Here is a 23,008-nt window from a genome sequence, read left to right as displayed (position 1 = left end):
GGCCCGCGGAGGTGGCCGAGAATTCTCTTTCCCGCGCGGGTTCCGTCAAGAATCCGATGGACCACGGCCCCTCCGTCGGCCTGTGCCTGCACGGTTCTTGTCCCACGGTGCACGCCGAGGAAGACCTCGGTACGGAGGGACTCGGACCGTCGTCCCACGTGGCTATCGTTCCTGCTCGACGCCGACGGGAGGACGAGGATGATCACGGAATGGGGTACGGACGGCTACGACCTGAGCGACCGCGCGGATGCCTTGCGCCAAACCGTCCGCGACCAACTCGTGCCGGTGGAACTCGAACTGCCGGATGCTCCGGAGGACGTGCACGCGCACGTCGCCATCCACCAGTTCGCGTGCCTGCAGCTCAGCCGGGTCGTCGCGAATCCGGCCACGGTCCGCCGCACGCCGCGACTGGCCCGCGCCGACTGGGAACCCCACCTCTTCGTCAGCCTCCAGGTGACGGGCGAGAGCATGGTGGTGCAGGACGGCAGGTACGCCGTCCTGCGACCGGGGCAGATGGGCGTGTACGACACGACCAAGCCCTACACCCTGGTCTTCGACCAGGGCGTGGACATGAGGTTCCTGCGTGTCCCGCTCTCCGAGATCGCCCTGCCCTACCGGTTGGTCGAGCAGACGCTGGCGCGCCCTCTCGGCGGCACCGGAACCGTCGCCGGGCTCGCCTCCGCCTTCTTCGCCCGGCTCGCGGACAGCCCGGGCCTCGCGCAGCGGCCGGGGGGACACGCTCTGGAGTCCGCGGGACTGGAGATGCTGCGCGCGACCCTGGCGGAGGCGGTGCATCAGCACGCCGCGTCCAGGGCTCCCCTGGAGCGGGCGCTCTTCTTGCGCCTCATGGACTACATGCGACGCCACGTCGCGTCTCCCGACCTGACCCCCGAACGGGTGGCCCGCGCCCACCACATCTCCCGTCGCCAGCTCTACAACGTGCTCGGCCGCAACGACGTCGCCTTCGGCGAGTGGGTCCGAAGCCGGCGCCTCGCCGAGGCCCGTCGCACGCTGGTCGCCGAGCCGGGGCTGCGCGTGGCCGACGTGGCGGGCACCTGGGGCTTCGCCAGCGCGGCGCACTTCAGCCGCGCGTTCAAGGAGGCCTACGGCCTCACCCCTTCGGACTGGCGGGCGGCCCACCAGGAGCCCGTCCACCCGTCCACCGGCCACTGAGCGCGGTGCGCGGGGGCGAACCGGGATTTCCCTCCGCGTCGACCGGGTCTTCACACGGGAACCTTGAGCGCTCCCACGCGCGCGGAGACAATCGCCCCGGAGCTCTGGAACACAAGTGGAGGAACGTTGCTGCTGCTGGACACTGTCACCCTGCCGCCCGCCGAACGGCTGGAGGCCTTCCGCCACGGAATGACGAACGAGTCGGTGCCCAACCACATCGTCCACGAGGAGCCTCCCCAGGGCGTCCACGCCCGCATGGAGCTGTGGACCGTGGGCGACCTGCCGATGTTCTCCACGTACAACAGCGGCTTCCAGGCCCATCGCACCCCCGCGCACATCCGAAGACAGCGCAGCAACCCGGTCGTCTCGGTGTCGCTCCAGCACCGGGGAACGGGGCGCGGGGAGGTCGCCGGGCAGCAGATGACCTTCGGACCGGAGGACGTCTGCGTCTTCCACGAGCTCTCGCCCCGCGTCTACGGGTGGTCGGGCGACGGCGGCTCCCAGGCCATGGTCTTCGACGTCGACCGGATCGGTCTGCCCGTGGAGACCGTGGTGAGGGCCTCCCTGCAACTGCGGGCGAGCCCGCTCCACAGCCTCGTCCTGCGCCACCTGCGGGACATGTGGCGCGATCCGGGCCTGCTGGCCCAGGACCCCGGCGCGATGGCCCTCGCGAGCGCCACCACCGACCTGGTCCGCGCCCTTCTGATATCCGCGGCGCACGACCCGAGCATGCCGGTCGTGCGGTCGGTGATGGACGAGACCCTGCTCACCCGCGTGATGGCACACGTCCGTCGGCACCACACCGATCCCGGCCTCTCCGCGGAGAGCATCGCCGCCGCGCACGGGGTGTCGGTCCGTCACCTCTACCAGGTGCTGCGCGACGCCGACATGAGTCTGGAACAGTGGATCATCTCCGAGCGGCTCGACACCGCCCGGAAGATGCTGGCCTCCCCCGATCACGCGGGCCTCACCATCGGAGCCGTCGCGGCACGCTGCGGCTTTTCCAGCCCGAGCCACTTCACCCGCAGGTTCCGGTCCGCCTACGAGGTGTCCCCGCGCGAGTGGAGGCGGCAGCGGAGGCAGGGGACGGGCGCCCCCTCCACCGGCTGACTCCGGGCCCACCGCGCCCCGGAATTCCGGCGCTCCCACCCCGCTCACTGGTCGAACGCCTCGCGCACCGCGTGCGCCAGGGCCGCCCGGGAGGCCACGTTGACCTTCGGGAAGATCTTGTACAGATGGGTGCCGACCGTGCGCGGCGAGACCTTCAGGCGCTCGGCGATCTGCCCGTTGCTCAGGCCCGCGGCCACGAGCCGTGCGATGCGCAGCTCCTGAGGAGTCAGCTGCCCCGCCTCCGTCGGCCCGGCCTGGGTGAGGACCGTGCCGCTGGCCCGGAGCTCCGCCGCGGCCCTGCGCGCCCAGGGTTCCGCCTTGAGCCCGGTGAAATGCGCGTGCGCGGTCAGCAGGTGGGAACGGGACTCCTCGGGGCGATGGGCGAGCCGCAGCCACGTGCCGTGGCGCAGGTGCAGGCGTGCCAGTTCGAAGGGCCACGCGTCCGCCCCCGGCATCGCGTAGGCGGCCTCGCTGAGCGTGTGGACGTCCTCGCCCTCGGCGGCCATCGCCTCGGCGGCCGCCAGCACGAAGCCGTGATGGGGCGCGATGTCCCCCATCCGGATCTCGTGGGCGGCGGCGATGTGGCGCATCGCCTCGGCGCGCCGCCCCGTCCGCACCGCCGCTTCGACCAGGTTGAGGAACACGTGCTGGAAGTGGGGCTCCTGCACGGGAAACGTACCCGGCGGGGTGAGGGAAGCCGTCAGCGCGTACGCGGTCTCGTCCTCTCCCGAGGCCAGCGCGCAGACGGCGCGTATGCCGACGGCCCGGCGCAGGACGTAGGACTGGCCGCGCTTCCTCGCCCAGGGCTCGATCCGCTCCAGGATCGCTTCCATCTCCGTCCGCCGGCCGCGAGCGGAGTGGACCGCGGCCTCGGCGAGGCGGAACAGCCGTTCGTGGAACCCGCACCCGTGGTCCCGGGCCGTGTGCGCGCCCTGGCGGGAGACGGACAGACAGCGGTCCCACCGGCCCCGCAGGTAATCGTCCCCGCACGTGGCCAGGTTCACGTGGGCCCGGGTCAGGTAGGGCGCCTGCTGGACGACGCGGTGCCAGAGCTGGGCGTGCTCGCCCACGCTGTCGAGGGCGGCCGCGATCCACAGCAACTGCCAGGCCTCCTTGACCTCCTCCTCCGGCGTCAGCGCCGCGACCAGCCGCCGCAGGCGCCGGGTTCCACCGGGGCCCGGACGAGCGGGCTCGTTCCAGAGGTCGAAGCAGAGCCGCGCGACGGCCCCGGAACGGGACAGTTCCGTCCGCAGGGCGTCCCGGAGCGCCGGCTCGTCGGAGAAGGCCGCCGTGAGGTGGAGCAGGAAGCGGAGGGTGTCCCGCAGGGTGTCGTCGGCCGTCGTCGACCGGTGGCGCAGACCGGCGAGCAACGCCGGGAGGCGGGTGACGGCCGGACCGAGGTCGCCGTCGCTCTCGAACCGCACGTAGGCATCGGTCAGTTCCCACAGGGGACGGGCCCCGCCGGGTACGCCGACGGCCTCGGCGTCCTCCAGCAGGCGGGCGGCGACGGCCGGCTGACCGCCGATGGCCGCGGCGTTGGCGGCGGCCGTGAGCCTGGCCCCGCGCGTTCCCGCCCGGGTGCTCAGCTGCGCGGCGCGCTCCAGGAGCGTCGCGGCTTCGGGATGGCCACCGCGCCGCACCGTGTGGCGGGCCACCCGTTCGAGGTGGTCCGCCACGGTGTCGTCGGTGCCCGTGACGGCCGCGGCCAGGTGGGCGGCACGCCGCTCGTCGTCACGGGGCAGTACGGCGGCCAGGGCGGAGTGGGCGCGACGCAGCTCCGCGGCGGAGGCCGTGTGGATCAGGCAGGTGCGGACGAGAGGGTGCAGGAAGGTCAGCCTGGCGTGGTGCAGCCGGACGAGACCGGACCTCTCGGCCGTCACCAGCGTGTTCTCCGACGCCGGCACTCCGGCGGCACCGGCCGCCTCGAGTGCCAGGCGGACGCTGCGCTCCTCGTGTCCCGCGAGCGCGTGGAGCAGGAGCAGGAACCGGGTCCCCGGAGGCAGGGCGTCCAACCGCCGGGCGAAGTCGTGCTCCGGCCGGCCGCCCGGTGACGGGACGGCGGGATCCGGAGCGTACGCCGCGGGCCGGAGGTGCTCCGGCCGGGCGGGCGCTCCCACCAGGGCCAGGGGGTTGCCGGCCGCTTCCCGTATCAGGCGGGACCGGGCCTTCGCCGTGAGGTCGGGGCGGCGACGGCGCAGGACCGCCGCCGACTCGGCGTACGTCAGCGGCGCGAGGTTCAGGACCTCGGCACCGGTGCTGTCCGGGGCCGGCGTGCCGTCCGCGCGCACGGCGCAGACCAGGACGACGGGCGTGGAGGTGAGCCTGCGCTGGACGAAGGCCAGAACGCCCGCGCTGGGCGCGTCGACCCACTGGAGGTCGTCGACGGCCAGGAGCACGGGCCGTTCGTCGGCGATTCCGCTCAGCAGCGCCAGGGTCGCGGCGGCCACGGCAAGACCCGTGGGCGGCGTGTCCACCGCGGCGTCCAGCGCACGTTCCAGGCAGAGGCGCTGCGAGGCGGTCAGCACGTCGTGCCGGTCCAGCAAGGGCCGGACCAGTCGGCGCAGGACGCCGAGGGCCACGCCCGACTCCGGTGGGATCCCGGCGGCCCGCAGGACGCGCATCCCCCGCTCCGCGGCGAAGGAGGCCGCCTGGTCCAGCAGCGCAGTCCTGCCGATGCCGGCCTCCCCGCGCAGCCACAGGGCCCGCCCGCCGGCCGGAGCGGCGAGCAGGGCGTTCCGCAGGGTCGCCCAGGGCGCTTCCCGCCCCGCCAACGACGTACAGGGCCGGGGTGGTGCTCCCGCCGTGCCGTCGGACGTCATCTTGTCGCTCCTCGAGAACCGTGACCGTGTCCGGCGGTGAGGGCACGGGCCCCCACCACGGATCGACGCTAGGACGCGGACGGAGCCGGATCGGCGGTCGCGCACGCACAGGCCAAAGCTCTGCAGGCACAGGACACGGAGGTACCCCTTCGTCCTCCTCCGCCCGCCCTTCGGGCGGGACGCGCCGACGGCGGAGGGGGGAGACGCCGAACGGCCGGTCCGGGGCACAGGGGCCCGGACCGGCCGTTCGTACGGGAGCAGGAGTCAGGAGGCGGTCATGCCGCGTCCCGCGTCGTCGGGTCGACGTGACGGCCGATGAAGGCGAGGGCGGTGTCGGCGACCTCGCGCCATCCGCTGTCGATGGTGAGGGCGTGGCCCCGGCCCGGGATCTCCAGGATCTCCGTGACCGCGGACCTGTTCCGCGCCTGCTTCTTGTACGAGGCGTGGGAGATGGCCCACGGCACGGTGTGGTCCTTCTCGCCCGAGATGATCAGGAGCGGACCCCGGTCGGCGGCGAGCGTGTCGACCTTGACCTCCGTCCACGGGTTGACGTTCGCGACCGCGGCCTGGAACAGCGGTTCGCCGGGAGCCGGGACGGCGAAGGTGTCGTACAGCTCCCGTGCCTCGGACTCGCTGACGGCGTTGGCGAACGAGTACCGGAACTGCTCGTAGGTCAGGGGCACGGCCCGGTGGTAGTTGGCCGGGTTGCCGAGGACCGCGCTCGCCGCGCGCAGCGAGGACAGCGGCAGGGGCAGCACGCCCCGGAACGGGGCGGGATCGATGGCGACCGAGGCCCGGGACAGCCCGCGCCCCGCGATGATCTGCGTGATCAGGCCACCGAAGGAGTGCCCGACCACCACCGGGGTGCGGTCGAGCTTCCCCACGAGGTCGCAGAAGTGGTCGGCGACCTGGCCGACGCTCTTGCCGGCGAAGACCTCGGGGTGGGCGTTGGCTTCCTCGACCGTCTCGGGATCGTCGGGCCAGCCCGGCATCACCGGGACGAACCCGGCGTCGTCGAACACGTTCGCCCAGCGCTCCCAGCTGGTCGGCAGGAGCCAGAGGCCGTGGACGAAGACGACGGGGATGCGGCCGTCGGCGTTGGCGCGTTCCACCTGGGCCAGGTCACGGGCGTAGGAGTTGTCGGAGGGGAGAGACACGGAACCGTCCTTCGGGAGTGGGACGCCATCAGCGCCGGACGGCACCGGCGGCCGAGCGGATCAGCGAGGTCACTGCGTTGGGGAAGCTGACGAGGGGCAGGTGCGAGCTGGGGACCTCGATCGTGTGCGAACCCGCCCGCCGCGCCTGGAAGCGCTGGAGCTCCGGCGGGATGCCGCGGTCCTGGGTGGCGATCAGCGTCCAGGACGGCAGGGTGCGCCAGGCCGCCGCGGTCGCCTGGTCGCCGAAGGCGGTGGCGCTCAGCGGGCGCTGGACGGCGGCCAGGGTGCGCGCGTCGTCGTGCTCCACGTCCTGGGCGAAGACCTGGTGGAACCTGTCGGTCCTGATGTACAGGTCGAGGCCGGGCGAGCCGTCCGGCGCGGGTGCGGGCACCTGGGTGAGCGCCGAGGACAGCTGCGAGCCGGGGAACCGGGAGGACAGCTCTCCGAGCACCTCGCCGGCGTCCGGCATGAACGCCGCGATGTAGACGAGGGCCTGGACACCGGGGGCGTGCGCGGCCGCCTGGGTGATCACGGCTCCGCCGTAGGAGTGGCCGGCCAGTACCACGGGCCCCTCGATGCTCTCCAGAACGGCCGTGATCTGGGCCGCGTCGTGGTGCAGCCCGCGCAGCGGGTTGGCCGGGGCGACCACCCGGTAACCGCGGTCCTGCAGGCGCTTGATGACGGGCGACCAGCTGGACGCGTCGGCGAAGGCGCCGTGGACCAGGACGATCGTGGGCCTGGGTTTCACGGAGCCGGCGCGGTCCTGGGCGGCGACGGCGGGGCCCGCGGCGACCGTCCCGAGGCCGAGGGCCGCGACCGTGGCGGCGCCGGCGGTGATCGCGGTGCGCCGCGAGACGTCTCTCTGGGACACGGCCTGTGCGTTGGACATGTGCATGCGCTTTCTGTACGGGGTTCGGCAGGGGCGGAACGCGCCTCTCAGGCGCGGGTGAGCGGGGTGTCGACCAGGTGCTCGCCGAGGAACCAGACGTGGGTCTCACCGGTCCGGACGACCTCGGAGACGATGAGGTCCTCGCTGCCGACGTCGTCCAGTTCCGCCACCCGGCGCGCGGCGTCGCGGGCGTCGACGAGGATCGTCTCGTGCGCTTCCAGGAGGCGGGACAGCATGGCGGGCACCTCCTCCACGCCGTCGGGCGGACGCGGGACGCGTGTCATCTCGGCGGCGTGCCGGGGGTCTCCCACCGCGACGCCGCCGAGGCTCTGGACGCGTTCGGCGAGGAGGTCCACGATCGCCAGCTGCTGCTCCGCGTGCCGGTCCAGCAGCAGGTGCAGCTGGTGGAAGGTGGGCCCCCGCATGAGCCAGTGGTGCTTCTTGTACAGCGCGTACAGCATCTGGGTGTCGGCCAGCAGGAGGTTGAGGCGCTGGCAGGCGTACATCCGGCCGTCGTGGGAGAGACCGATGCCCAGGTGCTTCACGGTGCCGAACGCCTGCACCTCCTCTCCCTTCCGGCTCTGGTGCGGCGGTGGGGTGTCGAGGGACGGGGGAGCCGTCATGTTCCACTCCGGATGTCTGAGGGGCGAGTGCGGGGCCCCGCGCCGGAGCCGGTGGGCGCGGGGCGGTGCAGGAGAGTACGGACCACCAGGCCGCTGCCCACCCCGCCGGCCACGGCGACGGGGGTCCACCAGGCGGGCCAGGGCGTCAGGCCCAGGACCGCGTCCACGGACCAGCGACCCGGACCGGTGAGCGTGAGGGCCGCGGGGAGGACCATCAGGACCAGGGGGTACTCGTAGCCGTCGTTCTGCACCCACAGTCCGTGCGGCAGTTTGACGGTCAGCGCCACGGTCATCACGCCGATGACACCGGCCGCCGCCAGGGGGCCGAACGCGCCGGCGGCGAGCAGCAGTCCCGCGCCGATCTGGGTGCCCCCCGCGGCGAGGGCCGTCAGGACCCCGCCGCGGAAGCCGTCACCCCGGAACTCCGCCGCTCCGCCGGCCAGCCCCTTGCCGCCGAGCCGGAAGCTCACCTTCTGCACTCCGTGCCCCGCGACGAGAAGCCCGGCGAGAAGCCGTAGGACCAGCAGACCGATGTCCATCGTCGTGCTCCTGGGATCGTGTCCGTCAGGTGGGTGATCAGCCGGCGGCGTTCGGGTCGATCATGGACTGGGCGTAGACGACGCCCATGCCGTAGGCGCCGCCGTGCTGCTTCACCACGTCGAGGGTCTGGTGGTAGGTCTCGCCGCGGGCCCAGTCGCGCTGGAGCTCCAGCAGCACCTGGAGCCAGGTGACCGGCACGGCGCCGGCCGCCGTCATGCGCTGCATCGCGTGCTCGTGGGCCTCGGGCGTGACGCCGGCGGAGGCGTCGGCGACGACGTACACCTCGTACCCCTGGCTGAGGGCGGACAGGGCCGGCAGGACGAGGCACACCTCGGTCCACAGGCCGGAGAGGATGATCTTGGTGCGGCCGGTCGCCTTGACCGCCTCGACGAGGGCCGGGTCCTCCCAGGCGTTCATCGTGGTGCGGTCCACGATCTCGTGCTTCGGGAAGACCTCGCGCAGCTGCGGCAGCAGCGGGCCGGAGAACGACTCCGCGGCGACGGTGGACAGCACGACCGGGACGTCGAAGACGGTGGCCGCCTTGGCGAGGCCGACGGTGGCGTTGATGACCCCGGCCCGGTCCGAGCTGGCCGCGCCGAAGAACATCTGCGGCTGGTGGTCCACGAAGAGCATCATCGCGTTGTCGGGCGTCAGCAGGTCGGGGCTGGGGGCGGCCTGGACCGAGTCGAGCTCGTTCATGACAGATCCTTTTCCATGGGAGGAGAGCCGAGAAGGCAGGAGGAAGGTGTGGCAGAGGGGCAGCGGCCCGGAGGGCGTGACGTGTGGTCGGCTCGCCGTCCGGGCGGGCCCCTTCACACTCCGACGCTACGGGCGTCGGGGCTTTGGGCACTTTGCTCAGGGTGGCCGGGACTGTTCCCACACTGCATGGCCTCGCCCGCTCAGAGGACGTAGCAGGGATCGAAGACCCGCGGGGCGCTCTCGGGGGCGAAGCCACGGGCGACCCGCCACTGCCGGTGCTGCTCCGAGGCGGCCACCGCCTCGGCGAGCCGGTCGGCCTGCCGCGCCCCCGTCACCCCCGGCGGCAGGGTCGCCTGGTAGCCGCCGAAGTGGGCCACCGGGCTCCAGGAGGGACTGATGGGCGGGGCCGCCTCGTCCAGGCCCTCGTACTCCGCCGCCGCGTAGACCAGCCGGCCGCCGACGACGGTCAGGACCGACTCGATGTGCGGGATGTCGTCCTCGTGCACGGCGAAGTAGTCGTGGGAGAGGACCGCGAAGTCCGCCAGACAGCCGGTCCTCAGCAGCCCCTTCACCTCGCCCTCGCCGGTCATCCGGGCGCCGCCCCGCGTGTACAGCTCCAGGGCCTTCTCCCGCGACACCAGCCGGTCCGGCGGATACAGGCACACGTCGCCCACGGTGCGCCCGGTGACCAGCCAGTGCAGGGCCACCCACGGGTTGTACGACGAGACCCGGGTGGCGTCCGTGCCCGCCGCCACCTGCAGGCCGCGCTCCAGCATCTCCGTGACCGGTGGCGTGCGTTCGGCCGCCTCGGCGCCGTACCGGTCGACGAAGGCCTTGCCCTGGAAGGACATGCGGTTCTGCACGCCGACCGAGCCGCCCAGGGCCGCGATCCGCTCCAGACTCGGCGCGGACACCGTCTCCGCGTGGTCGAAGAGCCACCGGTTGCCCGACGGGAAGAGGCCGTCCGCCGCCAGCTTCTCGAAGACCGCCAGGTCCCGGCGGATGGTCTCGTCGTACGTGGCGTGCAGCCGGAAGCCCCAGCCGTTCTCCATGAGCAGCCGGACGGCCTTCTCGAACTCCGCCTCGTAACCGGCGGCCAGCTCCGGCCTGGGCTCCGAGAAGTTCTCGAAGTCGGCCGCCGCCCAGGTCAGGTTCTCGCCGGCGCCGTTCAGCCGGAGCCATTCGTCGCCCTCGTCCGGACGCACCGTCTCGATCCACCGCCTGAGGTCGTCCAGCTCCTGTCCGGCGGTCTGCGGGAAGAGGTGGTAGGCGATCCGCAGGGTGAGCTCCCCGTTCCGAGCCAGCTCGGTCACGGTCCGGTAGTCGTCCGGGAAGTTCTGGAAGCCGCCGGCGGCGTCGACCGCGGACGTGAGGCCGAACCGGTTGAGTTCCCGCAGGAAGTGCCGGGTGGACGTCTTCTTGTCCTCCTCGCCCAGCGTGGGTGCCGCCGCCAGCGTCGAGTAGAGGACCAGGGCGCCGGGCGCGGCGAGCAGGACGCCTGTCGGTTCCCCGTCCCGGCCCCGCACGATCTGCCCGCCCCGGGGGTCGGGAGTGTCGCGGGTGTAGCCTGCGGCGCGCACCGCGGCACGGTTCATCAGGGCGGACTGGTACAGGTGCAGGACGAAGACGGGGGTGTCCGGAGCCGCGGCGTTCAGTTCCGCCACGGTCGGCATCCGCCGCTCGGCGAACTGCTCGGCCGTCCAGCCGCCGACCACCCGGATCCACTGGCCCTTCGGGGTGCGGCCGGCCTGCTCGCGCAGCATGGCCAGTGCCTGCCGCAGCGAGGGCACGCCGTCCCATCGCAGTTCGAGCACGTAGTTGAGGCCGCCCCTGATCACGTGCACGTGCGAGTCGTTCAGGCCGGGCACGATCCGGCGGCCCAGCGCGTCGACCACACGCGTCCGCGCGCCCACGTGCCGGGCGACTGCGGCCTCGTCGCCGAGAGCGGTGATCCTGCCGTCGCGTACCGCGAGGGCCGTCGCGACCGGCCGCGCCGGATCGCCCGTGTGGACCTTGGCGTTGCGGACGACGAGGTCCGCGGCGTCGCCGTCGTCGAGGTCGGGGAAGGGGGTGACACCGCTGACCGGCATCGTCGTCATGACGGAACCTCTCGTTCTCGGGAGGGGCGGGGCGGGAGCGGACGCGCTCCGCGAAGGGGGGCACGGGAGGAGGGCGGCGCCTCCTACGCGCGCCCGAGGAGGGCGTCGAGCGTCCGGTCGAGCTCGGTTCGGATCCGCGCGGAGACCTGGGGGGACCAGGCCTCGGTGCGGGAGAGGAAGGAGCGCAGCGCGTCGGTGCGGAACCGCACGACGCAGTAGCCGTACATGGATTCCAGTTCGATGTCCGTCTCGCCGTCGCCGCCCGGTCCGACCCGGACGTCACCGTCGCCCACGGCCGCGACGATCCCCTCCTCCAGCAGGCTCCTGGCGAAGACCCAGGTCGTCGCCCGGCCCTTGTCCGGACCACCGACGGGGGCGAAATCGAGTCGCACCGCCAGCGGGTCGCCGGGATCGTGGCGGATCCCCACCACCAACCGGCCCGCGCCGTGGTCCGGCGACGACACCTTCGCCGTGACGAGTTGCTCGATGGGCTTCACGGACACTCCTTGAGACGTGGTCCTGGAACGGGACGCCGGCGCCACCGGTGCGGGCGGCACGGCGACCGGGGGCTCAGAGCGTGCGGCGGACACCGGCCGCGCGTTCGAGGTTGCGCAGCTGGACGGAGAGGTCGCCCTCGACGGCGTGATGCGCGGGGCCGCTGCGGCCGATCGGCAGGACCTGCTCGCCGCGCATGTCCTCCAGCATCAGGGCGAAGGCCGCGTACAACGCCGCGAGGGCCAGCACCAGGCCGAGGGCGCCGGAGAGGCTGCCCAGCCACGCGGCGCCGGAGAGGTTGAAGGCGGCGGCCACGGCGAACCGGGGGACGGCCACGCACAGCACGAGCCACAGGGCCCTCTTGGCCCTGGCCACACTCGCCATGAGGCCGGCGAACACGGTGAAGGCGAGGTTCAGCACGCCCAGCACCGCCGCGCCCCCCGGCGGGTCGAAGGCCAGGACGAGCGAGGTGGCCAGCCAGGTCCCCGAGAAGCAGGCCATCAGCGTGGCCGCGAGAACGTCCCGGGCGCCGAACGCCAGTACGCCCACGAGGAGCTGGAGGACGAAGGCGGGCAGGATGGTGAAGGCCACGGCCCTGTGCGCGTCCTCCTCGAAGACGCCGAGCTGGAAACAGCCGACCACGATCGAGGCGATGGCCACGGCGTAGAAGCCGAGGGGCATCGGGGAGGCGATCGGACGGAGGTTGATGCGGGTCATGCTCCGCAGATCGGGTTCGTGGCGCCGGCCGCCGGAGAAGGGCGCCGGGCCGTCAGGGGTGTCCATGTGCTGCCTGCCTGCTCGGAGGGGGAACGGGAAGAGCGGGGTACGCGCGCACCCGTCGGGCCCGCGTACCCCGGCGCGCCCGCGAGGGCGGGCGCCTGTCCTCGGGCGTCGCCGCCCGTGCCGGTTCAGTCCTCGGCGAGGGCGCTCCGGAGCGTCTCCACGGCGAGCGCGATGGCGGACTCGGCGGCGTGGGTCTCCCGCAGCGCGTCGAGCATGACGAAGTCGTGGATGATGCCCTGGTAGCGCACGGCGGTCACCGGCACGCCGGCGGCGCGCAGCTTGTTCGCGTACGCCTCGCCCTCGTCGCGCAGGACGTCGGCCTCGGCGGTGATGACCAGGGCGGGCGGCAGCCCGGTCAGCTGTTCCTGGCTCGCGCGCAGCGGCGAGGCGGTGATCTCGGCGCGCTGTTCCTCGACGGTGGTGTACTGGTCCCAGAACCACTGCATGCCGTCGCGGCGGAGGAAGTAGCCCTCGGCGAACTGGTGGTAGGAAGCGGTGTCGAAGGACGCGTCCGTCACGGGGTAGAAGAGGACCTGCTGGAGCAGGGGAACGCCCCCCCGCTCCTTCGCCATCAGGGTGAGGGCGGCGCTCATGTTGCCGCCGACCGAGTCGCCGGCGACCGCGATGCGGGTGGCGTCCAGGCCCTTGGCCGCTCCGTCGGTCACGATCCAGCGGGCGACGGCCCAGTTCTGCTCGATGGCCACCGGGTAGCGGTGCTCCGGCGACAGGTCGTACTCCGGGAAGACGACGGCGGCGCCGGCCCCGACGGCCAGCTCCCGCACCAGCCGGTCGTGGGTGTGGGCGTTGCCGAACACCCAGCCCGCGCCGTGGATGTAGATGATGACCGGCAGTTCTCCCCGGGCGCCGGAGGGACGCACGACGCGCGCCTTGACGGAGCCGCCGGAGGGGACGTCGACGGTGATCCACTCCTCGTCGACGTCGGGCTTGTCCACCGGACCGGCCTGGACCTCGTCGACCGCCTTGCGGCCGTCCGCCACGGGGAGCTGGAAGAGGAACGGCGGCTCGGCGGTGGCCTTGGCGAAGGCCGCCGCGGCCGGCTCCAGGACAGGGGTGGCAGGAGGGAACTCGTGCATGACTGATCCCGTTTCGTGAGGACGACGTACGTTCGGCGCGCCGCCGCGAGGCGGCACACCGGGACGTTATGTCCCCTTCACGCGCCCGGGGGCGGCACCACGTGCACAGGCCTTGCCCCAGGGCGCACACGGGCCCGGACGGCACGGCGTCCCCGTACGGCTCCTTCTCCGTACGGCTCCTCACCAACCCCGGTGCAGGGCGACGTGGAGGATGTCCACCGTCTGCATCCGCGCGGCCCGGCCGGCGTCGCTCTCCCGGAGCATGTCGAACAGGATGAACCCGTGGATGGTGCCGTGGTAGCGCACGGAGACGACGGAGACCCCCGCCGCCCTCAGCTTCGCCGCGTACGCCTCGCCCTCGTCGCGGACCACATCGGCCTCCGCCGTCAGGACCAGAGCCGGCGGAAGTCCGCGGAGGTCGTCCGTGGTAGCCAGCAGCGGCGACGCGGTGATCTCCCTGCGCCGCGCCGCGTCGGGGACGTAACTCTGCCAGAAGCTCCGCATGGCGGCGCTGCCGAGGAAGTACCCCTCGGCGAAGCGCCGGTAGGACGCCGTCTGCCCGGCGGCGTCCGTGACCGGGCAGACCAGCACCTGGTGGACGAAGTCCACGCCCCCGCGCTCCTTGGCGACCAGCGTCAGGGCCGCGGCGAGGTTGGCGCCCGCCGACACGCCGACCACGGCGATGCGGCAGCCGTCGAGACGCCACTCGGCACCGTTCTCCGCGATCCAGCGGGCCACGGTGTAGCTCTGCTCGACGGCCACCGGATAGCGCGCGGTCGGCGGGCGGTCGTACTCGGGTACGACGACCGCCGCGTCCGAACCGAGGACGAGGTCCTCCAGCAGTCGTTGGTGCGTGGTGGCGGTCGTGTGGGTCCAGCCCAGGCCGTGCAGGTAGAGCACGACCGGCAGGAGGTCGTCGCTGTCGGCCGGCCGCAGGATCCGCACGCGGATGCGGTCCCCGTCGCATCCGGGGAGCGCCAGCCACTCCTCCTCGACGTCCGGCGCCCTGTCCGCCTCGCCGTGCAGCGCGGCGAGCTCCCCGTCGCGGGGGGCGGGCTCCGTTCTGCCCGGAACACCTGGACATTCATGGGCCTCGACGAAGGCCTGGGCCAATTGCTCGAGGACCGGCGGCGGTCCAGCGACATGTTCCACGACACACTCCCGCGCGTGGGCGCGATCCCGAGATGGAAGACGGATCCGTCGGGCCCGGTCCGCTCCTGACCGCGGAGGCCGCCGGGGCAACGGACCCCAAGCCTACGGACCGGTACCGGCACCGCCGTCCATCCGCACGGGACGGTCTTGCCTGTCCGTGCACACTTCTTGTCCGGCCGGACACCGGATGCCCCGCCCGTGTCCGGGACCGCACGTCAAATGACCTATGTGGGGCCTTCCCGCGCCGCCGAGCATGAAGGAGAACGCACACGGCTGTCGGCGCCCCCTGAGCGGAGAGTTCGCCGGCCGGCCGGCGTCCGAGAACAAGGAGCATGCGTGGGACACGTTCTTCGGGACATGACGGCGGGACGAGAACACGAGGCGCCGCGACTGTGGCAGGACGCCTTCGACGACCTCATCGCTCCCGTCCGACTCGTGATGCGCACCTCTCCGGCCGACGTCCCGGCACCGGTGATCACCCATTTCGGCTACCTGAGCCTGCTGCTCGTCGAGGCGGGGCCGGCGCAGATGAGCCGCACCCTTCGGCACATCGCCCGGGGCCCGGGCGAACGGGTCGCCGTCGCCCTCCAGAAGGCGGGCACGGCCCTCCTCACCCAGGACGGGCGGAGCACCGCGCTGGAGCCGGGAGAGCTGGTCCTCATCGACCCGCGCCGGCCCTTCACGCTGGACCAGCGCGAGACCTTCCGCATGCTGCTGGTCTCCCTGCCCCGGCAGACGCTGGGCGACCCCGCGGACCACCTGTTCCGCCTCACCGGCCGTGCCGTGCCGGGGCGGAACGGCGTCGCCGCCCTGCTCGTCCCGTTCCTGGAAGGCCTCTTCCGCCTCGGGGACCAGGTGACGTCGGACACCGGTGACCTGCTCGCCGGAACCGCCGTCGAGTTCGTCGCCCTCCTCGCCGACGAACTGCTCGGGAGGGACCAGGAGCCGCAGGGCAACACGCGCGCCCGGCTCGTGCCGCGCGTGCGCGACTACATCGACCGGCACCTGGGCGACGAGGACCTGACGCCGGAACGGGTCGCCGAAGCCCACTACATCTCGGTGCGCTACCTCCATCGCCTCTTCGAAGGGGAGGGGACGACGGTGGGGCGGCTCATCCTGCAGCGCCGGGTCGAGGAGTGCGCCAGGGAACTGGCGCGCCGAGGGCGTGCCAGCCCGACGGTCTCGACGGTCGCCCGCCGCTGGGGCTTCCACAGCCCGGCCCACTTCAGCCGTGCCTTCAAAGGGGTGTTCGGCGTGCCGCCGCGGCAGTGGAAACTCGCCCGTCCCCCGGAGCAGGACCTCCCCGGCCCGGACCTGCCGGGGAGAGCAGGGCGCACGGGCGTGAACTGACGCACCGCCGGTGCCGGCCGCCGTCAGTCATCCGACCTACGTAGGGGGAGCGCGGCAGGCCGAGAGTGGGGGCACGGACCGTGCCACGGGCCGTTCGCGCACCCACCCGAAGGAGCCCACGGTGCCGTCCACCGCGCCCCCACCCCATGGAGCGGGCTCACGCCCGCGTACCGGTCCGGTCCTCCACGCCGTGGAACCCGAGCGGCCGCCGTACGTCCGGATCGGGGTCGTCCCCGGAGCGGAGCTCACCGACGCGCGCACCCTGCCGGCCCGGGCGGCCGTCGGGCAGGACACGCGCGAGGTCCTGGTCTACGCCCCCCTGCGGGGCGGCTTCCTCCTCCCCCTCGCACCCGGAGGCCGCGTGACGGTGGGAAGCCTGGTCCTGGCCGACTCGGCCGGGCCGGTGGCGGTGAGCGGGGCGGCCGGATGCGAACTCGCGGTGCTCCGCGTGCCGCGCCGGCTGGTGCCCTCCCCGGACGACGCCCTGGCGAGGACGACCGGTCGGGCGTACGACGCCACCACGGGCGTCGCCTCGCTGCTGCTCCCCCTGCTGATCTCCCTGGCCACGGCCGGAGGCCCGTCGGGCACCGAGGCGTGGCGGGGAGGCACGGCGGCACGGCTCAGGAACCAGGCGGCGGACCTGGTCACCAGCCTGGTGGCCGAGGAGGCCGGGCGGAGCGCCCGTCCCGGCGGGAGCGGCCTCCCCGACGGCGACCGCCCCGCCACGAGCGAGATCCGGCGCTGGGCCAACTCCCGGCTCGCGGACCCCCGCCTCCGCCCGGACACCATCGCGGAGGCCCACCACATGTCCGTGCGCCAGCTGCACAAGCTCTTCGCGGGGGAGAACGGCACGATCGGCCGGTGGATACAGCAGCGCCGGCTGGAGGAGTGCCGGCGGGAACTGGGCCGCGGCGGCGGCAGCCCGGCGAAGGTACAGGCCGTGGCCCAGCGCTGGGGGTTCGCCACCGCCGCCCACTTCAGCAGGTGCTTCCGCGCCCGGTACGGGATGTCGCCGAGCGAGTGGCGGGACCAGCGGGCGGAGCAGGGCGCGACGGAGGCCACGGCGGGAACCGGTGCGCCCGGAGGCGTGCTGATGGCGGGGACCCTGCCCCCGCAGCGTGACCACCGGTGGGCGGGCCCCGCGGAGGCCGGCGTCAGTCCTGGTCGGTGAGCTCGTCGGCCAGCGCCCGGGAGATGCCGGCCCGGGAGGAGATCCCCAACTTGGGGAAGATCTTGTACAGGTGCGCCGCGACGGTGCGGGGGGACACCTGCAGCGCGGTGCCGATCTCCTTGTTCGTCAGTCCCGTCGCGGCGAGCTGCGCGATGCGCCGTTCCTGTCCCGTCAGGAGCCCGCGTCCGCCGGCCTCCGTCATCGGGGTCCCCGCGGCGGCCAACTCCTCCTCGCAGCGCTCCGCCCACGGCTCGGCGCCCAGCCGGCGGAACGCGTCGCGCGCCCGGTGCAGCACGTCGCGTGCCTCCGCGCGCCGGCGCCGGCGCAGCCACGAGCCGTGCGCCAGCCGCAACCGGGCCATGCCGAAGACCCAGGTCTCCGCGCCCACGACGGCGTACGCGGTCCGGTAGCGGGCGTCGGCGTCCTCGTCGGCCGCGGCGACGGCGGCGGCGGCCGCCAGGAGGAACGCGTGGTGCCCGGAGATGTCGGCCATCCGCGCCGCCCGTCCGGCCTCGACGTGCGCGGTGGCCTCACGCCGGCGGCCCGTGTGCACGGCGGCCACCACGAGGTCGAAGAAGGGCAGGTGGAACCAGGACAGGCCGCGCGGCAGCACGCCCGGGGACATGAGTCGGACCAGGAGCAGGTACGCCTCCTCGTACCGGCCGTGCGCGAGCGCGACCAGAGCCCGCAGGTGCACGAGGTGGTCGGTGACGAACCGCATCCGGGCTCCCGAAGCCGTCGGCTCGATGAGCGACTCGACCTCCCGCAGCCCCTGCTCGTCGCCCCGGCCGGCCAGGAAGTGCGCGTAGTGGTGACGGAACAGCAGGGCGTTGCAGTGGTAGCCGCGGTCGTCCGCGGCCTTCGCCTCCCGCAGGCACGCGGCCGCGCTCTCCCACCGGCCCCGCAAGTAGTCCTGGTAGAACCGGGCCTTCGCGACCGAGCCCTGCGTGGCATAGGCGTGCTGGCCGGTGAAGCGGCGCCACAGCGTCTCGTCGGCCGCGTCGACCGCCGACGCGGTCCACAGCAGCAGCCACGCGGCCCCCGCCTCCTGCTCCTCGTTCATCCCGCGGTTCAGCGCGGCGAGTTCGCGCGTCGCGCCGTGCGCGGTCCGGGCCGGATCGGACCAGACCGCCCGGCACAGCCGGGCCAGCGGGGAGACGGAGCCCGCGTGCTTCTCCAGGGCGCGCCAGGCCCGGGGATCGTCGGTGTAGCAGGCGGCGAGCAGCAGCTTGAAGTACATCTGCTCCGCGAGCCCCTCGAAGGGCTCCACCCCGGTCCGCGAGAGAAGGTCCAGGGCCTGCGGCAGAAGGGTGAAGGACGACTCGAAGTCGATCCGGTGGCTCTGGTCGACGTACACCACCGCGTACGCGAAGAGGGGGGCGAAGCCGGGCGGCACCGGTCGGCGTTTGAGCTCCTCCACCAGCTCCGCGGTGTGGGCGAGCCGCCCGCCCCGTGCCGCCATGACCGCGGCCCAGGTCAGGCGCGCCGTGTGCGACGCGGCGTCGGTGCTCAGGGCGGCCGCCCGGTCCATCAGCACCGCTCCCTCCGCGTCGCCTCCGCGCCGTGCGATCTGCCGCGCGGCCTCCTCCAGCCGCTCGGCGAGGGACGCGTCGGGCAGGACCGCGGCCAGCGTCTCGTGGCGGAGGCGCCGGGGATCGTCGGCCTCCAGCCGCCCGGCCAGGAACCCGTGGGCCGCCCGCTCGTCCTCGGGCGAGGCCAGGGAGATCACCGCGCTGCGCACCAGGGGATGGCGGAAGGCCAGGGTTCCCGTCTTGTCGACGCGGGCCAGCCCGCTCGCCTCGAGGGCGGAGACGACCGCCGCGGGGCTCCCCGGCGCCGTCGGAGCCGGCCAGGCGTCCGTGTCCCGTACGTTCACCCGGCCACCGAGAGCGGCCAGGAGCAGGAGGTGAGCGGCGTCCGCCGGCAACGATCGGATCCGCTCGGCGAAGAGCTGCTCCAGACGGTGCGTCAGCGGCATCCGTCCGGGGACACCGGGAAGGCCGGTGCCGTGCTCGTCGTCCGGCAGGACGGGCAGCTCCAGGAGCGCCAGCGGATTGCCCGCGGCCTCCGCCAGCACCCGGGTGGCCGCGGCCGCGGGCAGCCCCGGGTGGTGCCGGCGCAACAGCTCTTCGGCGGGGGCCGGATCCAGTGCTTCCACCCGTACCGGCTCCCCGGGCCAGCGGTCGGTGGCCGAACCGTCCTCGCGGCCCGCGCCGACGAGGACCACGGGCAGGTCGGCGACGTGGCGGTGCAGAAAGGCGAACACGGCGGTGCTGGAGTCGTCCATCCACTGCACGTCGTCCACCACGACCAGCAGGGGCCGGTCGCGCGCGGCCTCGGTGAGCAGCGCGAGCGCCGAGGCTCCCAGCGGGGCCGCGGCGGCCGGCGGCTCTTCCCGCAGTCCCAGAGCGCACTCCAGCACCTCACGGTCCCGTGCGGGGAGCGTCCGGGACCGCTTCAGCAGGGGCCAGAAGACCTGGTGGAAACCGCCGAAGGCGAGCTCTGCCTCCGCCGCGGCGCTCACGGCCTCCAGCACGGCGAAGCCGCGCCGCCGGGCCGCGCCGCGCGCCCAGGCGAGCAGGGCCGATTTGCCGATGCCGGCCTGGCCCCGCAGGAGGACCGCCGATCCTCTCCCGTCGTGGAGCGCCGCCTCCAGGATGCCGTCCAGGAAGGTCTTCTCCCTCTCACGGCCGAGGAGTTCACGGTCCTCCGCCTCAGACACCCGCACGTCGCCCCCTATGCCCGCCTGCCGGTGAACCCGTCCTCGTTCCCCGCCGGTGCCGATCATGTCGGCGCCACGAGAATATCGCTCATGCTCATGTCACAGCCCGGGAAGCCGTAGCCGCTGACGTGCCGGTTCCGGGCGCACGGCCGCCACCGGTACCCCGGCCTCCCGGAGGCTCCGGAGCCGGCCCTCCCGCCCTCCCGCCCTCCGCGGGCACGCCGCCGCCGATCGCGGCGCGGGACCCGGCCGGTCCCGGTCCTCGCTCCGCCGCACCCGGCGTCGCCTCCCCCGGCGTCGCGGAAGGCCCTGGAGCGCACCGCCCGTACGGCGGGGCCGGCCGGACTCGTCGGCCACGACGGCGATCCGCCGTGTTCCCTGCGACTGGATCACCGGAGGACCTCTCGTGAGACGACTTCGGCCGGGGCGCACGGCGAGCCCCGGCGGGGTGGGGGGCGGGCGACCATCGTGTCGGAATTCAGAGATCCCTATGGCTCGAAATCGTCGTTCTTCGCCGGGAACTGCCCCGAGGTACCGGCAGGCCGGGCCTTTCGGACGTCCTGCGCCGCCACCGCGGCCGCCGTCGACGGCGGGCGTGCCCGATCGTGCAGCGCCATCGGACACGAAGGGCGCGCGTGGGGAACGCGGCGCGGGGCGGGCCGGGGGTGCGTGCGAACGTCGGAGCGCCGGCCCGGTTCCCTCCCCCGCCGAACCGGGCCGGCCACTTCCCGGGCCGGGGGCAGGCGGATATTCCCGGTCGGGAGCGCACATGAGTGTCCGAACAGAGCAGGTACGTCCGCGGGCCGCGGCCCCGGACACCGCACGCCCCTCCCGCCCCCGGGCGGAGACCGAACCGACCCCCTACGCGCTGTACATACGCCTGTCGGCCCTGGAGGACGCCTGGCGGAGCACGCCGGCCTGGCCGGCCGGTTCTTCCGTGGCGGCCGCTGTCGTGGCGCTGGACCTTCTCACCGCCCTCCTGTCGGACTGCGCGGCGGACGACCGCCCGTACATCGACCACCGGGAACGCGCCGATCGCCACGAGGAGCTCCTGGCGGACTGCCGGCGCCTCGGCCGGGAGATGACGGAGCTGCTGCCCGCTCCCGAGGAGGACCCCGCCGCCGCCGACGCCGTGCGGCTGTTGACCGCACGGAGCACCGGCGTACCCCCCGCCCGGAACTCCGGAGCGCCCCCGACGGCCCCCGTCGCCCTCCTCGGCGAAAGGGCCCACCTGCGCGAGCTGCGCACAGTCCGTCCGGCGGGCCCGGAGGACCATCTCTTCCGCGGCGCCCACCAGATCACCGAGTGCTGGTTGCACGTCGCCCACCGGGGGATCGAGGCCGGAGCCGCGGCCGCGGCCGCCGGGAGATGGGGCGAGGCGGACCGCCTGCTGTCCCTGGGCGCGCGGGCCGTCCGGCTGGCCACGGGCGCGAGCCGGCTCCTGGACCTCATGGACCTGGCCGACTACCACCCGCTCCGGGTCATGCTGCGCGACGGCAGCGGCGCCCAGTCGCACTCCGCCCGCACCCTGCCCGCCGCGGTGCGCGGCGCCTTCGACGTCCTGCTCACGACGGTGGAGCGCGACGGCCGGACCCTCGTGCACGTCCTCGCCCACGGCGAGTCCGGCGCCGCCGCCGAACTGCCCTACCTGAGATCGGTGCGCCGACTGGCCAAGAACTGCCAGGAGTTCCTCTTCCTGCACTACCTCCTGGCGCTCGGAGTGCTGGGCAGCGACAACACGGGAGCACTGGGGTACGGCATGGAGGCCATGGCCCGGCGCGCGGCACAGCCCGTCCTGCCCGAACTCGACGGGGCCCTGCACGACTTCGCGAAGTTCGCCGACCTGCGGTACGCCAGGTTGAGCGGCGCCCTGGTGCTCGCCGAACGGCGCCGCGCGGGCCTCGCCACGGGCCGGTGCCCGCGGACGTCCGACGTCCCGCCGGACCAGGAGTGCCCCTCCGCGGTGATGGTCCGCGCCGTGGGCGAGTACTTCGTCCGGCTGGCCGACCGCGACGGCGAGGGATGGGCGGAGCTCTTCCACCCGGAACGGGGACGCATGGTGGACCTCGCCGGGACCAAGCCGTACGTCGGACGCGCGCACCTCCGGGTCTTCGCGGAGACGAAGTTCCGCCTCTTCTCCAGGATGCTGCCCGTCGTCGAGGACATCGAGGTGACCGGGCCCGGCACGGCTCGGGCACGGTGGACGATGGACACCACCTCCTACCGGGGAACCGAAGCGACCGCGCGCGGCGTCGAGGAGTTCCGCTTCGCCGCGGACGGCAGGATCCTGCGGGCGACGACGGAGTGGAACGCCTCCGAGGTGTCCGCCGTGCTGTGGCCGGGGGTCCCCGCCCGTCCGCCCGGCACCGGCTGGGACGTCCCCGAGGACGCCCGAACGGCGGCGGGCCACGGCGCCTGACCCCCGGTCAGGAGGCGCGAGAACTCCGTCGGCGTCCTCGCGCGGGCCCGGGACGGACGGGGAAGCCGTCGCCGGCTCCTCCCGTCGCCCCGCCGCGCCGGTGGCCGCCCCCGGCGCGGCGGCCCCGGAAACCCGTCACCCCGCTCGCCGCGCTGCGGTGAGCGCGCCGAGCGAACACGCCGGTGGCTCCGGTGAATCCGTCGTGGCGTTCGCGGCCGCGGCCGGGTCGAGATCGGGGCCCGCCGGAAGCATGAGCAGCAGAGCGGCCGGAACGCCGCGCACGTCGGCCGTGGAGTAGCCGAGCGAGGACAGCGCCGCGTCGCTCGGAACCGCGTAGCGGACTCCCGTGTCGGTGACGAGGTAGCGGGCGTCACCGAGCGGGGTCCCCGCGCTGCTCAGCGCCTGGGCCAGCACTCCGCGCCCCGGCAGGGTCTCCACGAGGTCCGTGGGCAGACACGCCCCGCTCACGTGCTCCGCCGGCGGCTCCGCGACCCGCTCCGGCCTGCTCACCCGGGGCACCAGCACGATGTCGACCGTGACCGGCGCGCCGGTGCGGGCACTCGGCCGCACGCGGACGCAGGCGTTGTCGTCGGACGGAAGCGCGATCACCGTCGGCGGCTCCTCGGGCAGCCCGAGCGCCGCCGCGGTGGCCGGGGGGGGGGGGGGCCCGCGGGGGGCGGGCGGGGGGCGCGGCGGGGCGCGCGGCGGGCGCC

General features: G+C 73.9%; 18 protein-coding genes. 5 read left to right on the top strand and 13 right to left on the bottom strand.

The annotated features are described in order from the left end of the window. The first annotated feature begins 198 nt into the window (after positions 1-198). Entirely contained in the window at positions 199-1,173 is a 975-nt protein-coding gene (locus tag AB0E83_RS20550) for a helix-turn-helix domain-containing protein (protein ID WP_362113503.1), read from the top strand. 63 nt (positions 1,174-1,236) lie between these two features. Beyond that, on the top strand, positions 1,237-2,283 hold the full coding sequence (locus tag AB0E83_RS20545; RefSeq protein WP_362113500.1) for an AraC family transcriptional regulator: 1,047 nt from the start codon (positions 1,237-1,239) through the stop codon (positions 2,281-2,283). A gap of 44 nt (positions 2,284-2,327) precedes the next feature. Here AB0E83_RS20545 and AB0E83_RS20540 read toward each other — a convergent pair whose 3' ends face one another. The 11 genes from AB0E83_RS20540 to AB0E83_RS20490 all read right to left on the bottom strand — a co-directional run bounded on the left by AB0E83_RS20540 (position 2,328) and on the right by AB0E83_RS20490 (position 14,633). Next, the gene (locus AB0E83_RS20540; RefSeq protein WP_362113497.1) at positions 2,328-5,102 is read right to left on the bottom strand and encodes a LuxR family transcriptional regulator; all 2,775 of its coding nucleotides are present in this window, start codon (positions 5,100-5,102) and stop codon (positions 2,328-2,330) included. Positions 5,103-5,377: 275 nt separating this feature from the next. Beyond that, positions 5,378-6,259, bottom strand: coding sequence for an alpha/beta hydrolase (locus AB0E83_RS20535; RefSeq protein ID WP_362113494.1), 882 nt, complete (start codon positions 6,257-6,259; stop codon positions 5,378-5,380). 28 nt (positions 6,260-6,287) lie between these two features. Beyond that, positions 6,288-7,130: an alpha/beta hydrolase gene (locus AB0E83_RS20530; protein ID WP_362113491.1), complete on the bottom strand. Its 843-nt coding sequence runs from the start codon at positions 7,128-7,130 to the stop codon at positions 6,288-6,290. Between the two features lie 65 nt (positions 7,131-7,195). Then, positions 7,196-7,771: a DNA starvation/stationary phase protection protein gene (locus AB0E83_RS20525; protein WP_362113488.1), complete on the bottom strand. Its 576-nt coding sequence runs from the start codon at positions 7,769-7,771 to the stop codon at positions 7,196-7,198. Beyond that, a complete protein-coding gene (locus AB0E83_RS20520) occupies positions 7,768-8,310 on the bottom strand; it encodes a DoxX family protein (protein WP_362113485.1) in 543 nt (180 codons plus the stop codon). Before AB0E83_RS20520 ends, AB0E83_RS20525 begins: the two co-directional genes overlap by 4 nt. A gap of 37 nt (positions 8,311-8,347) precedes the next feature. Further along, the gene (locus AB0E83_RS20515) at positions 8,348-9,010 is read right to left on the bottom strand and encodes a hydrolase (protein WP_362113482.1); all 663 of its coding nucleotides are present in this window, start codon (positions 9,008-9,010) and stop codon (positions 8,348-8,350) included. 200 nt (positions 9,011-9,210) lie between these two features. Next, complete coding sequence (locus AB0E83_RS20510; RefSeq protein WP_362113479.1) at positions 9,211-11,109, bottom strand: amidohydrolase; 1,899 nt, start codon at positions 11,107-11,109, stop codon at positions 9,211-9,213. An 83-nt stretch (positions 11,110-11,192) separates the two neighbouring features. Next, positions 11,193-11,606 (bottom strand): SsgA family sporulation/cell division regulator, encoded by a 414-nt coding sequence (locus tag AB0E83_RS20505; protein ID WP_362113476.1) that lies wholly within the window; start codon positions 11,604-11,606, stop codon positions 11,193-11,195. A gap of 73 nt (positions 11,607-11,679) precedes the next feature. Next, positions 11,680-12,387 (bottom strand): GPR1/FUN34/YaaH family transporter, encoded by a 708-nt coding sequence (locus AB0E83_RS20500; RefSeq protein ID WP_362113473.1) that lies wholly within the window; start codon positions 12,385-12,387, stop codon positions 11,680-11,682. A 125-nt stretch (positions 12,388-12,512) separates the two neighbouring features. Continuing rightward, positions 12,513-13,481 carry an alpha/beta hydrolase gene (locus AB0E83_RS20495; RefSeq protein ID WP_362113470.1) on the bottom strand — a complete coding sequence of 323 codons (969 nt, stop codon included), beginning with the start codon at positions 13,479-13,481 and terminating at the stop codon, positions 12,513-12,515. A gap of 180 nt (positions 13,482-13,661) precedes the next feature. Beyond that, the gene (locus AB0E83_RS20490) at positions 13,662-14,633 is read right to left on the bottom strand and encodes an alpha/beta hydrolase (protein ID WP_362113467.1); all 972 of its coding nucleotides are present in this window, start codon (positions 14,631-14,633) and stop codon (positions 13,662-13,664) included. A 336-nt stretch (positions 14,634-14,969) separates the two neighbouring features. Between AB0E83_RS20490 and AB0E83_RS20485 the strand changes: the two genes are divergently transcribed. Together AB0E83_RS20485 and AB0E83_RS20480 are read left to right on the top strand one after the other, a co-directional pair. Then, positions 14,970-15,983 carry a helix-turn-helix domain-containing protein gene (locus tag AB0E83_RS20485; protein ID WP_362113464.1) on the top strand — a complete coding sequence of 338 codons (1,014 nt, stop codon included), beginning with the start codon at positions 14,970-14,972 and terminating at the stop codon, positions 15,981-15,983. Between the two features lie 190 nt (positions 15,984-16,173). Beyond that, complete coding sequence (locus tag AB0E83_RS20480; RefSeq protein WP_362113461.1) at positions 16,174-17,154, top strand: helix-turn-helix transcriptional regulator; 981 nt, start codon at positions 16,174-16,176, stop codon at positions 17,152-17,154. On the opposite strand, the gene AB0E83_RS20475 is transcribed toward AB0E83_RS20480, so the two are convergent. After that, positions 17,138-19,882, bottom strand: a complete 2,745-nt coding sequence (locus AB0E83_RS20475) for a LuxR family transcriptional regulator (RefSeq protein WP_362113458.1) — start codon at positions 19,880-19,882, stop codon at positions 17,138-17,140. The two genes, AB0E83_RS20480 and AB0E83_RS20475, sit on opposite strands and share 17 nt — an antisense overlap. Positions 19,883-20,645: 763 nt before the next feature. Here AB0E83_RS20475 and AB0E83_RS20470 point away from each other — a divergent pair. Next, positions 20,646-22,295: a nuclear transport factor 2 family protein gene (locus AB0E83_RS20470; RefSeq protein WP_362113455.1), complete on the top strand. Its 1,650-nt coding sequence runs from the start codon at positions 20,646-20,648 to the stop codon at positions 22,293-22,295. A 135-nt stretch (positions 22,296-22,430) separates the two neighbouring features. Here the strand turns inward: AB0E83_RS20470 and AB0E83_RS20465 are convergent, their stop codons facing one another. Next, the gene (locus AB0E83_RS20465) at positions 22,431-22,925 is read right to left on the bottom strand and encodes a type VII secretion protein EccB (protein WP_362113570.1); all 495 of its coding nucleotides are present in this window, start codon (positions 22,923-22,925) and stop codon (positions 22,431-22,433) included. Positions 22,926-23,008: the final 83 nt, after the last annotated feature.

This window comes from Streptomyces sp. NPDC035033, from assembly GCF_040636735.1.
Taxonomy (GTDB): Bacteria; Actinomycetota; Actinomycetes; order Streptomycetales; family Streptomycetaceae; genus Streptomyces.
This window is presented reverse-complemented; position numbering and strand designations above follow the sequence as displayed.